The organism is Acidaminococcales bacterium (assembly GCA_031290885.1).
Taxonomy (GTDB): domain Bacteria; phylum Bacillota; class Negativicutes; order Acidaminococcales; family JAISLQ01; genus JAISLQ01.
Genome location: JAISLQ010000037.1, coordinates 30,294 through 43,007 on the forward strand (window position 1 = coordinate 30,294; position 12,714 = coordinate 43,007).

Consider the following 12,714-nt stretch of genomic DNA (forward strand, 5'->3'; position numbering starts at 1 on the left):
CCTTGAAATTATGAATTGTTGACAACTCTTACCTTGCTGTGCCGTATTACTTTATCTTTGAGTTTATACCCTTCCTCGAATACGCAGTCGATTTGCCCGTCCGGAAGCTGCGGGTTTTGGCTGTTCATCACCGCCTCGTGCAAATCCGGCGAAAATGTGCCGCCTAAAGCGGCTATCTTTTCCACCCCTGCGTCGGCCAAGCTTTTCTCCATTTGCCGGCAAATAAGTTCAAGGCCCTTTTTCAGGCTTTCCGCGCCTTCCGTTTCGCCGGCGGCCAAGGCGCGCTCAAGGCTGTCCATTACCGGCAGGAAACTGCCCACCAGCCGGGCGCTGACGAACAGCGACAACTGTTCAGCTTCCGCCCGGCTGCGCCGCCGGAAATTATCAAAATCGGCCTGCAGCCGTTTCAGCCTTGCCGTCATCTCCTCCAATCCGGCCTGCTGATCGCCTTCGGGCGCTTCCTGTTCGGCTCCGTCTTCTTCGGGCGCCGGCGGCGTTTCGGGCAAATCCGGACGCTTTGCGGCCGGATCCTGGTTTTCCGGCGTCTGTTCGCCGTTTAGCACTTCATCTGTCATTTTTTCACCCTTTTCTGTCAGGAATCGTTTGTATTGTTTATGCTGGAAAGAACCGCCTGCAAATATTTGCGCAGATAGTCCATGACCGAAATGACCTTGCCGTATTTCATCCGCGTAGGGCCGAGTACGGCGAACGTACCGACAATTTGCCCGTTGAGCCGGTAAGTCGCCTGTACCATGCTGCAATTTTGTATGCCGCTGAACTTGTTTTCCGCGCCGATGGTGATCTGCGTCCCCGATTCTTCGCCGACGCTTAAGATGTCTTTTATCAAGCCGTCTTCTTCCAGCATGGCCAAAATTTCCTTTATCTTGCCGACATCCTTAAACTCCGGTTGGTTGAAGATATTGGCGGTGCCGCCGAGAAAAACCTTGTCGGTTGTTTGTTGCAGCGGCAGGGAACTCAAGGCGCCAAACAAATACTTGGACAAAAACGCGTTGTCAAAGACGTTCCGGCATAGATCGTCGAGTTTTTCCCGCTTGATCATGTCAAGCGGCGTGTCGGAAAGATTTTTGTTTATGATCTGGGCGACATGCTCAAAGTCTTCAAGCTCCGCGCCGTCGGGCAGGTTGATGACGACGTTGTCCGCCACGCCGGCGTCGGTAACCAGCACAAGGATGATGCGGCGGGCGTCAAGCGGCAGAAAGCGGATATACTTGAACTGGCGCGACTTCTCTTCTCGAGTGCGGACGATGGAGATGTTTTTGCTGATCCGCGAAAGTATCTTGGCCGTCGCGCGAAAAACCTCGTCGAGCTTTCTGGCCTTGACCATGAACCAGCTTTGGATGAGCGCGATTTCGCGTTCGGTAATCTTTTCGGGGGAGAGCAGATAATCGACATACAAACGATATCCGAGGGACGAAGGCACCCGGCCGGACGAAGTGTGCGGCTGTTCGAGGTAGCCCATGTCTTCAAGGTCGGACATTTCGTTCCTGATGGTCGCCGAAGAAAGCCCCAATTCGTGCTTGCGCGATATGGCGCGCGAACCGACCGGTTCGGCGGTCGAGATGTATTCTTCTATGATCAGTTGCAGTATGCGCCTTTTTCTGTCGTTGAGCATAGCCGTTGCCTTTACAGGCCGCTCTCCCCTTTTTCTGTTAGCACTCTCATCGATAGAGTGCTAACCATAGTCTAACAATAACATCATCAAAGCGAACTGTCAAGGGGTTGCCCCCAAAAAAGGTAAAAAAGTCAAAAAAACCCGGTTGCCGAATTGCATCCCCGTTTCGGTCAAGGCTATCCGCTCGCCTGCCGTCAACAATCCTTTGCGGGCGTTTTTTGCGATCGCCGCGCCATATACTTCATAAATGTCGCGGCCAAACAACCGGCGAAAATCCGCCGGGTCTATCCCGTCCGCCTGCCGCAAGCCCATAAAGGCAAATTCCGCCATGGCGTCGGCCGCGCCGATTTCCTCGCTTTCCGGCGCGCCGGAATTTATGTATTCCGGTACGGAAAGCGGGTTGGTCGTGCGCATCTTGCCGTCAAAAGACGTAGCGGCGGCGCCGAAACCACGGTACGGCCTGTATTGCCAGTATAAAATGTTGTGCCGGCATTCATGACCCGGGCGGGCGTAATTTGCTATCTCATAGCGGCGGTAGCCCCGGCGCGGCAGATAGCCCGTTACCCACTCGTACATGGCCGCGTCCGTTTCCTCGTCCGGCAGGGACGTTTCCCCGCAAGAGAGCATTTTCGCCAGGGCGGCGCCTTCCCCAACGGCCAAGCCGTAGACGGATATATGCTGAAGCCCGAGTTCCGCGGCCAGCGCAACGCTTTCCCGCAAATCTTTCATTGTTTGGCCGGGCAGCCCGTACATGAGATCGAGGCCGACGTTTTCCCAGCCGGCTTCTTTCGCGCCCTTTACCGCGTCCAAGGCATCGGCCGCCGAGTGCGTCCGCCCGATCGCCTTCAGCAGCCGATCGGAAAAGCTTTGCACGCCGATGCTCAAACGGTTAAAGCCCATGCCCCGCAATTTCAATAGCAAAGGTTTGTTTATCGTGCCCGGGTTGGCCTCTATGGTGCGTTCCCGCGCGCCTTCCCAAAGCCCTTTCGCCTTTAGCGCCGCCGCCAGTCTGCCGATTTCTTCCGCTGCCAGTACGGTCGGCGTGCCGCCGCCGAAAAAAATCGTGGCATCGGGGGAAAAAGCGACGGCATCCGAAGATATCTCCGCGCAAACGGCGTCCACATAAGCTCCGTACAGGCCGGACAGCCCGGCGTAGGACGGAAAGTCGCAATAATGGCATTTTTGGCGGCAAAACGGTATGTGGATGTATATGCCCGCAAAAATTGTCCCGCGCATAGGTTCAGTCCATTTTCAAGATCGCCATGAAAGCTTCCTGCGGCAATTCCACGCTGCCCACCTGCTTCATGCGCTTTTTGCCTTCTTTTTGTTTTTCCAGCAGTTTGCGTTTGCGGGTAATGTCGCCGCCGTAGCACTTGGATAGCACGTCCTTGCGCAAGGCCCGGACGGTCTCGCGCGCGATAACTTTATGGCCGGTGGCCGCCTGGATGGGTATTTCAAACATCTGGCGGGGGATAAGCTCGCGCAGCTTTTCCACCAGCCGCCGGCCGCGCGCCTGCGCCTGGCTGCGGTGGACAATCGCCGAAAGCGCGTCGACCGGCTCGCCGTTGAGCAAAATATCAAGTTTGACGAGGTTTGCCTCCCGGTAGCCGCTCAATTCATAGTCGAGCGAAGCGTACCCTTTGGTGGAAGACTTCAGCCGGTCGAAATAGTCATAGATGATTTCGCTCAGCGGCATGTAATATTTGAGCATGACCCGCGCGCTGTCAAGCCAGGTCATGGCGTCGTATTCGCCGCGCTTGTCCTGCGACAGTTCCATGGCCGCGCCGATAAAATCTTTGGGCGCGATGATCGTGGCCTTGACAAAAGGCTCTTCGATTTTTTGAATCAGCGACGCGTCGGGCATAAGGGAAGGATTGTCCACCGGCGACATGGAGCCGTCGGTTTTATGCACATGATAGACGACGTTGGGCGCGGTGGTGAGCAAAGTAAGGTTGTATTCGCGCTCCAGGCGCTCCCTGACCACGTCCATGTGCAGCAGCCCCAAAAAGCCGCAGCGAAAACCAAAGCCCAAGGCGGCTGAAGTTTCCGGCTCAAAGATTATCGCGGCATCGTTGAGCTGCAATTTGTCCAGCGCCTCGCGCAGGCTGCCGTATTCGGACGTATCGACCGGATACAGGCCGCAAAAAACCATGGGCGTCGCTTTGCGGTATCCCGGCAGCATATCGGCCGCCCGGTTGTCGCTGTCCGTTACCGTGTCCCCTACCCGCACATCGCGGACGGTCTTTATGGCGGCGGCGAAAAAGCCCACCTCGCCGGCGGACAGCTTGCCGGTATTGACAGGGTAAGGTTTGAACACGCCGGTTTCGGTAACCTCATAAACTTTTTCCGTAGCCATGAGCAGTATTTTCATGCCCTTTTTGATCTCGCCCTGCATTACCCGTATATATAAGATGACGCCTTTGTAAGAGTCAAAAAAAGAATCGTAAACAAGCGCCTTGAGCGGCGGCTCGCTGGAGCCGCCGGGCGGCGGCACGCGCTTTACCACCGCCTCCAGCACGTCGGTTATGCCCGCCCCGGTCTTGGCGCTGACCAATATGGCTTGGGACGCGTCGATGCCTATGACGCTTTCTATTTCCCGCCTGACCCGCTCCGGGTCGGCGCTGGGCAAGTCTATCTTGTTGATCAAAGGGATTATTTCCAAATCGTTTTCCAGCGCCAAGTAGACGTTCGCCAGCGTCTGCGCCTCGATGCCCTGCGTGGCATCGACGACCAGGAGAGCGCCTTCGCAGGCCGCCAGCGAGCGCGACACTTCATAGGTGAAATCGACGTGGCCGGGGGTATCTATAAGGTTGAGCACATAAGCGCGCCCGTCCCCGGCTTTGTAATCAATGCGCACGGACTGGGCCTTGATGGTTATGCCGCGCTCGCGCTCAAGCGCCATATTGTCGAGCACTTGCTGCTCCATGTCGCGGGCGGGCAAAGTGCCGGTCATTTCGATCAAGCGGTCGGCCAGGGTCGATTTGCCGTGGTCGATATGGGCGATAATGGAAAAATTTCTGATGTTGGAATTGCGCACGGATAAATCTCCTTATGTTTGCTCGGTTGCATCAATTATAATCGTGTACGGAAACATGTGCCTCGACCGGCCGGCCTTTTTGTAACGATGCCGCGTCAGGCTTTCGCTTTTGCGCCACGGGGCGGGTGCGCGGCGCTCAACCTTTCTTGCCTCGTGCCGAAAATCCTCGCCCCTGCGTGATATATGTTTTCATATATAAATATAATTATAACATTTGGCTTTCGCTTGCGGCAAAAAAATAGCGATTTAATTTTTATTGAAATAATGTTAAAATAACTTATCATAAAACATGCGCTAAAAAACGTAAAAATAAAGGGGCAAAGGGGATTTGGCTATTTATGAAAAAACTGTCGATTAAGGCAAAACTTATCTTATCGTTTGCGGCCGTTTTGGTTTTAATAAATATTTTGGGCGCTTACGCCCTTTATTCCATGGGCAATATCCAGCAGAAAATCGATGACATCGCCATAGACTGCATGGACGGGCTTGTGGACGCGCAGTCTATTATTGACCGCACGTATATAGCGCGCAGCTATGAGCTTAGCGCGATCGCGCACGTGGATCCGGAGAAAATACGGCAAGACCTGGACGCGCGCGCGGAAAACGCCTTGCTGATAGAACCGATTTTCGACAGTTATGTGGAAACGATAAAGGGAGCGATTTATGACAGCGAAGAAGACCGCGCAACAGACATGGGCTATATCGAAGAAATTATGGCCGGATGGCGCGAATACCAACAGGCCAGCGAGCAAGCCATAACGCTCCGGCAGAGGGGCTTGGGGGCAGAGGCGCGCGCCATCCTCGACGGGCAGTCGCTCCAGGCGTTTGAGCGGCTGCTGAAAGCCGGCGAGACGATGAAGCAATTCAACAAAGACCAGGCCGATTCTTCCGCCGACGAATGCCGCCAGATCTACGATTGGAACAAAATGGTTTCAATTGTTATACAGGCGGCCAGCCTGATTATCACTATAGTCCTTTGTTATATGCTTTATCGGCATATCAGGCTGCCGATCGAAGAACTGGCGAGAGTGTCCGAAGCCATAGGAAAAGGCAGGCTGGATTGTTTCGTCAAAATATATCGCGAAGACGAACTGGGCACGCTTTCCATGCAGTATAACAGCACGATAGCGCAGATAAGGAACCTTATAACGCATTTGCAGGATACGGCGGAACAACTTGTCGCCGCTTCCGAAAACATCAACGCGCATTACGGACAGTCGGCGGGTACGGCGCTGACCATTACGGAAAAAGCCGAAAAAATTTCCGGGCAGGCGAGCGAGCAGGTGGTTTCAATTGACAACGTCCGCAATATTGTAGCGGACGTGGCCGGAAAGATTGGCGCGGCCGCTGATTTGGCTGCGGATTCGGCGGACGGCGCGGAAATGGCCATCAAGAAATCGCAGGAGGGCGCGCGCTCAATTACGCTGGCGGCCAAACAGATGAAAGAAATTGAGGGCGCCGTCAACAACACGGCGGCAATGATGGAAACGCTGGGCGCCCGTTCGCATGAGATCAGCGACATAGTGGAAGCCATTTCCGCCATTTCCAGCCAGACCAACCTTTTGGCGCTCAACGCGGCGATCGAGGCAGCGCGGGCGGGGGAAAACGGCCGCGGGTTCAGCGTTGTGGCCGACGAGGTGAGAAAATTGGCCGAACAATCTCAAACCGCCACCGAAAAAATTGCCGGCCTCATCCAGCAGGTCCAAGCGGAGACGCGACAAGCGGTGGAATCTATGAAAACGGGCGTGGCCGAAGTGGGGCGCGGCGGCGAAATCGTGCGCGAGAGCGGGGAGGCTTTCCGGCAACTGGCCGACATGTCGCAGGGCATCGGCGTACATGTGCGCGAGATCGCCGGCAAAATGCGGGAGGTAACGGAAAAAACCCGTGATATTATAAAAGTGGTGGGGGAAGTGTACGATTTAAGCAATTACATCAGCAAAGACACGCGGGAAGCCGTCTTGGCGCTGGAAGAACAGTCCGAGTCCGTGAAAGATATCGCCGCGGCCAGCGGCAACCTTTCGCAGCTGGCGGAGAACATGCGGCAAAACGCGCATAAATTTACTATATAAATTGGGCGCGCGGGAGCCGGCGAAAGGGGCGCCATGCCCAAAGACGTAAGTTTCAGCCTGCTAAAAGAGCAAACCGCCGGTTCGGTGCGGGAAATAATAGAAAAAGTATATGCCAAAAGCTACAGCAACCTTGCCCTGCCCACGGCCGGCGAGGCGTGGGCGGCGCACTGCCGGCGGGATGAGCTGGTGGCGCTGGCCTTTGCCGGCAAAGACGTCGTTGGCATGGTCAGCCTTAAACGCCTGCCGCAAAACCCCCGTGTCTATGAGTTGGGAATGTTGACGGTGGCCGAAGGCTACCGCGACGGAAAAACGGCCGCCGGGCTGCTGGCCGCCGCCCGGCGGGAATTTCCCTTGTTGATCGATTATGACGCGGTTTTTATGGAAAACGTCGCAAATCACCGCTATTCGCAAAGAAAGTCCGCGCAAAACGGCGGCACAGACTGCGCGATAGCCTTTTCCGCCATGCCGGCCCTCGTGGGCGGCACGGGGCGGATAAGTTTTGTCACGGCCTTTTTCGAGCATCCGGCGGCGCTCGTCCGGCCTGTTTACATACCAAGAAGCTATGCCGAAATCCTGCTTTTTTTCTATCAGGGCTTGCGGGCGAGAAGTTTTTTCCCGCTCTGCGAAGACCGGCCGCCCAGCGGCGAGAGCGTATTCTTTCGGCGCAAGTTCCCGGCAATCGGCCTCTTGAAGGCAGACTGCGCCGAAATAGGGGGGGACTTCGCGGCGAAAATGCGGGATATGGATGCCGGCGCGCCGGCGGAAGGGTTGGAGACGGTGGAGATTTGTCTGCCGCTCGTTTCGCCTTATGTGAGCTTTGCCGTCGATTGCCTTAGCGCGCGCGGATATTTTTTGGGCGGCGTTTATCCGTTTTGGTTCGGCGGCGATGGCGTCATGCTGCAAAAATGCCGCGCCGTTGATGCCGCTTCTTTGCGCGTTTACAGCGCGAAAGCAAAAAAGATGCTGGCATTGCTGCTGCGCGGACGGCAGGGAAAAGGCGGGGCGTAGGCGCGGAATTTGTGTTTTTTTTGTGAACTTGTAGGGATTTGCCGATTGCGGTAGAATATAACTACAAAAATCACACATCCTGCCTAATGGGAGAAAACAAGCATGCAGACTGAAACGAACAAATTTGGCGCCTTGGGAGGAAAAAACAGGAAAGTTTGGATTGCTGCCCTCGCTGCGGCCGTCATCCTGGCGATTGTCGCCTTCCGTATTTACGCCAACATGCGGAGCAATCAGGAACGCGCGGCCAGAGTTTTCCAGGGCGCGGCAACGCCGGTGGAAATATCCGTGGTCGAGCGCAGAGACATCGCGCCGACGCTTTTGTTTTCGGCCAACCTTGAGCCGGTGTGGTCGGCTGATCTTTCGCCGAAATTGGACAGCCGGCTCGACCGGCTTTTTGTCGACGAAGGCGATTTTGTAAAAGCGGGGCAAGTCGTCGCGCAGATGGACGTGCTGGAACTGTCCGCGCAGGCTTTCCAATCGGAAGGGCTTTTGTATGAAGCCCTGTCGGAAAGCAGCGACGCGGCAATCGAATATGAACGCAATCAAAAACTTTTCGAGCAGAACGCCATATCCAAGCGCGAACTGGACAATTCGCGCTTTCGCCGCGACATGACGCTGGGGCGCCACGCCGCCGCGCAAGGGGCGCTGAAAGTGCTGAGGGAGCGCATAGACGCGGCCGCGATCCGCTCGCCGCGCGACGGCGTGGTTACCCGCCGCTATATTTACGCCGGCTATTATGTGAAAAGCGGCAGCCCGATTGTCAGCGTCGCCGACACGACGACGCTTTTGGCGCAGGCGGATGTCAGCGAGGGGCAGATTGCCGGCATCTATATGGACGCCCAGGCAGAGGTGAGCGTCGCGGCCTACAGCGACAGGGCTTTCAGCGGCAGGGTCAGCAGGATATCGCCTATGGCCGCCCAGCCGGCGCGCACCTTCAAAACCGAGATAACCATACCCAATAAATCCGGCGAACTGAAAGCCGGCATGTTCGCGCGGGTGGCGATCCGGGGCAAATTGAAAAAGGGCGCCGTGGCCATCCCGCAGTCGGCAATCGTCATGCGCGAAGACCAGCAGACGGTTTATCTGGTCAACGACGAAGACGTCGTCCAGCAGGTGCTGCTGGAGACCGGCGCGGTGGAAAACGGCTTTGTCGAAGTCCTGAAAGGCTTGTCGGGCGGCGAAAGGATTGTTACCGGCGGCCAGAACAAATTGCGCCAGGGCGTTAAAATCGCACGGGGCTCAACAGATGGGGCGGGTAGCGGCAAATGATTAAAGTTTTTATCGCCAGGCCGGTCTTTACCACCATGTTCGTCTTAGTGCTGGTGGTGTTCGGCATTATTTCCTATCCCGGCCTTGGCATGGATTTGTACCCGGAAATAGACCTTCCTTACGTCAATGTTACGGTTGTTTATGAAGGAGCGTCCCCCGAGGAGATGGAAACGCTCATAACCAAACCGGTCGAGGACGCGGTCAGTTCCGTGTCGGGCATAAAGACCATATCGTCCATGGCGCGCGAAGGGTATTCCCAAACCACCATTGAATTTGAGCTTGGCACGGATCCGCGTCAGGCCGCCAGCGAAGTGCGGGAGAAAGTGGCCGGCATCCGGAGGCGGTTGCCGGAGAACATTGACGAACCGGTCGTGCAGCGCTTTGACATAAGTTCGCAGCCAATCCTTTTCTATACCTTTTCCTCCAAGATCAGAAGCCGCGGCGAAGTAAGGAAAATCATCGAAGACGTTGTGGTCGACGAGCTGCAAATGCTTGACGGCGTGGCGGAGGCCGCCGTCGTCGGCGCCAGCCCGCGCGAGCTGCAGATACTGGCCGACCCGCGCAAGCTTGAGTCCTACGGCCTGAACATGCAAAACATCTTCAGCCAAGTGGATCAGGAAAACATCAACACGCCCGGCGGCAAAGTCAAAGAGGCCGGCTTTGAGCTGACTGTCCGGACGCTGGGCAAATATCGCAATATAAACGATCTCAAAGCCGTGGTGGTGGCCAACCAGGACGGGCGGCTCATTCATTTGGGCGACGTGGCGGACGTTACCGATTCTTGGCAGGAAGAACGCACTTACTCAAGGACCAACGGCATACCCAGCGTCGGCATATCCGTGCGCAAACAGTCCGGAACCAATACGGTCGCGGTGGCTGACCGCGTAGTGGCGGCCATGGAAAGCATTGTCCAAAACGACCTGCCGCCGGATTTTGAAGTCGCGATAGTCCGCGACCAGTCCTATTACATCAAAGAAAACGTCGCCGATGTCTGGACGTCCATACTTTTGGGCGGCTCGCTGGCCATTCTCATTACTTATATGTTCCTGCGCGACTTTCGCGCGACCGTTATCGGCGGCATGGCCATACCAACTTCCGTTATCGCCACTTTCGCCCTGATGAAATGGCAGGGCTTCACTCTCAACAACATGTCGCTCATGGGCCTTAGCTTGGCCGTCGGCATCTTGGTGGACGATGCGATCGTCATAATCGAAAACATTTACCGGCACATGCAGATGGGCAAAAATAACTTTCAGGCGGCCTATCAGGCGACCAGCGAAATATCCTTGGCGATTCTCGCCACGACCTTTTCCCTGCTGGCGGTTTTTGTGCCCATAGGCAACATGGGCGAAATCGTCGGCCAGTTTTTTAAACAATTTGGCATGACCGTGGCTTTTTCCATAGCCTTTTCGCTCATAGTGGCGTTTTCCCTCACGCCGATGCTTTCGGCGCACTGGCTGAAGAGCATCGAGGAAGCGCAAAAAGGTGCTTTCCGTTTTCAATGGCTGAAAACATTCCTGGATAAATTTGAAAACCTTTTCCAAAAGAGCAGGGCGCTTTACCTTGAACTGTTGAACTGGGCGCTGGACAGGCCGAAAAGCATTTTCGCCATAGCGCTCGCCTCGCTTTTGTTCAACCTGTTCCTCACGCCTTTTATGGGCAAAGAATTTCAGCCGACTTATGATTCCGGCGAATTTTCCATCAGCATGAAAGCCCCGGCCGGCAGCTCGCTTGAGCGGATGCTGGAATTGGCCGAGCCGCTGGAAAAAAGCCTTCTGGCGACGGAGGGCGTAAAAACGGTCAACCTCAACATAGGCGGCAGCAGGCGGCCGGTCTACGAGGGCAACATCTACGTTAAACTTTATCCATCCGGCGAACGCGCCCGCACCATGATGGAAATCATGGACGAAACAAGGGAAAAGTTTCGCGGCGTCGCGGGCATAAAAGTAGCGGTGCTCAGCAACCAGGGCGGCGGGCGCGGCGACCAAAGGCCGGTGCAAATAGGCATCAGGGGCTCCGACCTTGAAGAACTCAACCGTTACGCCAACCAAACGGCAACTATCCTGCGCGATTTGCCGGGCGCAACGGACGTCGATATATCCAGCTCGGAAATGGAGCCGGAAGTTACCATAAGGCTGGATCCGGACAAGGCGGCCGCCGTGGGCGTCAATTCCTATTCGCTGGGCAGGCTGATAGAGACCGCTTTCTCCGGCAGGACCACCATCAACCGTTTCACCGTCGGGGACGAAGATTATAACATACGCGTGCGGCTGGCCGACCGCTACCGCCTGAACATAAACGACGTTGCCGATATCAGGGCGCCGGCGGGCGGCAATGCGTTCGTGCGGCTGGGCGACGTCGCCGAAGTCATATTGTCGTCCGGGCCGACGCAGATTGACCGCGAGGACAGGCAAAGGCAGGTCATAGTCTATGCCAACGCGGTAGGTGTTTCGCCGGGCGAGATACTGGACAAAGTAAGGGACCAGATCATGCCGGCAGTCAACATGCCGCTTGGCTACCGCTATAAATTCATCGGGCAGGGCGACATGATGGCGTCCGCTTTCAGCGAAATAATCAAGGCGCTCGTTATCGCCGTCATCATGGTTTACATGGTGCTGGCCGCCCAATTTGAAAGTTTCAGCCAGCCGGTGATCATAATGCTTTCCTTGCCTTTCTCGATCATCGGCGCCATACTCGGCCTGATGATGGCTGGGCAGACGATCAACATGATGTCGCTTATCGGCGTAATCATGCTGATGGGCGTCGTTACCAAAAACGCCATACTGCTGGTTGACTACGCCAACCTGCAGCGTGAGGGCGGCATGCCCATAAAAGCCGCGCTCGTTGAAGCGGGCTCTTTGCGGCTGCGCCCGATCATGATGACGACCCTTTCCACCGTCCTCGCCATGCTGCCGATCGCTTTCGGGATGGGCGAAGGCGCGGAACTTAGGCAATCGATGGGCGTCGCCATGGTCGGCGGCATCACGACTTCCACTTTGCTCACTCTGGTGGTCGTGCCGATTGGCTACCTGATGCTGGAAAACTACAAAGAAAAACGCGGCCACGCCGTGGCCAAACGCAGCATAGAATGAAAAAGTGGCTTTTGTCGCCTTGGCAAAGGCAGGTTTGCCAAGGCGACAAAGCAAAGGATGTGGCGAAATGAAAAAGGCGGTTCTTTTTGTCGCTTTGTTTTTCGTATTTGCGAATGTATGCGGCGCGGCGGCCTATAAAAACCATGAGTACAATTTTCAACTGGCCCTTCCGGGCGATTGGCGGGACATAAAAGACGATCTGGAAATAGCAGACAAAGACTGCATGTTCGTTATAGGGAAAACGGACGCCCGGCAAGGGGAACTCGCCGTTATAACGCTGCTGGCCTATCCTGTCAATGTCCAGGCCGGGCTTACGATTGACGATATGCCAAAGCGGGACAAAAAACAATTTGCCGATATGCATGTCAAGTCGATTAAAGAAGAGGGCGCCGGCGTAAAAATAAAGGCGGCTGCCTTCACAAAAATTGGCGCCCATCCCGCGCTTGTAATAACTTATGAAGAAAACGCGGCATCGTTCGTAAGGGCAATAATTCTTGAAAACAAAATGTTTTACATATTTTATCTGGCGGCCGGCAGTTTATTGGAAGAACGCCGCCCACAATTTTTCCAAACAATAGAAAGTTTGAAGCCTTTGCAATAAGGGAT

The 12,714-nt window shown here is 55.5% G+C and carries 9 protein-coding genes; 5 read left to right on the forward strand and 4 right to left on the reverse strand.

Annotated features, from left to right (window positions below; all coding sequences use genetic code 11):
* Positions 1-8: 8 nt before the first annotated feature.
* From grpE to lepA, 4 genes are all read right to left on the reverse strand, one after another.
* A complete protein-coding gene (grpE, locus tag LBO03_04700) occupies positions 9-575 on the reverse strand; it encodes a nucleotide exchange factor GrpE (GenBank protein MDR3348888.1) in 567 nt (188 codons plus the stop codon).
* A 17-nt stretch (positions 576-592) separates the two neighbouring features.
* On the reverse strand, positions 593-1,633 hold the full coding sequence (gene hrcA / locus LBO03_04705) for a heat-inducible transcriptional repressor HrcA (GenBank protein ID MDR3348889.1): 1,041 nt from the start codon (positions 1,631-1,633) through the stop codon (positions 593-595).
* 99 nt (positions 1,634-1,732) lie between these two features.
* Entirely contained in the window at positions 1,733-2,869 is a 1,137-nt protein-coding gene (gene hemW, locus LBO03_04710) for a radical SAM family heme chaperone HemW (protein MDR3348890.1), read from the reverse strand.
* A 4-nt stretch (positions 2,870-2,873) separates the two neighbouring features.
* Positions 2,874-4,670, reverse strand: coding sequence for a translation elongation factor 4 (lepA, locus tag LBO03_04715; GenBank protein MDR3348891.1), 1,797 nt, complete (start codon positions 4,668-4,670; stop codon positions 2,874-2,876).
* A gap of 338 nt (positions 4,671-5,008) precedes the next feature.
* Here lepA and LBO03_04720 point away from each other — a divergent pair, with 338 nt between their 5' ends.
* The 5 genes from LBO03_04720 (at position 5,009) to LBO03_04740 (ending at position 12,709) form a co-directional block, all read left to right on the forward strand.
* Entirely contained in the window at positions 5,009-6,739 is a 1,731-nt protein-coding gene (locus tag LBO03_04720) for a methyl-accepting chemotaxis protein (protein ID MDR3348892.1), read from the forward strand.
* A 33-nt stretch (positions 6,740-6,772) separates the two neighbouring features.
* Positions 6,773-7,747 (forward strand): hypothetical protein, encoded by a 975-nt coding sequence (locus tag LBO03_04725; protein ID MDR3348893.1) that lies wholly within the window; start codon positions 6,773-6,775, stop codon positions 7,745-7,747.
* Positions 7,748-7,849: 102 nt separating this feature from the next.
* Positions 7,850-9,016, forward strand: a complete 1,167-nt coding sequence (locus LBO03_04730) for an efflux RND transporter periplasmic adaptor subunit (GenBank protein ID MDR3348894.1) — start codon at positions 7,850-7,852, stop codon at positions 9,014-9,016.
* Positions 9,013-12,108: an efflux RND transporter permease subunit gene (locus tag LBO03_04735; protein MDR3348895.1), complete on the forward strand. Its 3,096-nt coding sequence runs from the start codon at positions 9,013-9,015 to the stop codon at positions 12,106-12,108. The genes LBO03_04730 and LBO03_04735 overlap by 4 nt, the downstream gene beginning before the upstream one ends.
* Positions 12,109-12,175: 67 nt before the next feature.
* Complete coding sequence (locus LBO03_04740) at positions 12,176-12,709, forward strand: hypothetical protein (protein MDR3348896.1); 534 nt, start codon at positions 12,176-12,178, stop codon at positions 12,707-12,709.
* The last annotated feature ends 5 nt before the right edge of the window (positions 12,710-12,714 follow it).

Coding starts and splice junctions, on each gene's coding strand:
- grpE (MDR3348888.1), bottom strand. CDS start 575: ATGACAGATGAAGTGCTAAACGGCGAACAGACGCCGGAAAACCAGGAT.
- hrcA (MDR3348889.1), bottom strand. CDS start 1,633: ATGCTCAACGACAGAAAAAGGCGCATACTGCAACTGATCATAGAAGAA.
- hemW (MDR3348890.1), bottom strand. CDS start 2,869: ATGCGCGGGACAATTTTTGCGGGCATATACATCCACATACCGTTTTGC.
- LBO03_04720 (MDR3348892.1), top strand. CDS start 5,009: ATGAAAAAACTGTCGATTAAGGCAAAACTTATCTTATCGTTTGCGGCC.
- LBO03_04725 (MDR3348893.1), top strand. CDS start 6,773: ATGCCCAAAGACGTAAGTTTCAGCCTGCTAAAAGAGCAAACCGCCGGT.
- LBO03_04730 (MDR3348894.1), top strand. CDS start 7,850: ATGCAGACTGAAACGAACAAATTTGGCGCCTTGGGAGGAAAAAACAGG.
- LBO03_04735 (MDR3348895.1), top strand. CDS start 9,013: ATGATTAAAGTTTTTATCGCCAGGCCGGTCTTTACCACCATGTTCGTC.
- LBO03_04740 (MDR3348896.1), top strand. CDS start 12,176: ATGAAAAAGGCGGTTCTTTTTGTCGCTTTGTTTTTCGTATTTGCGAAT.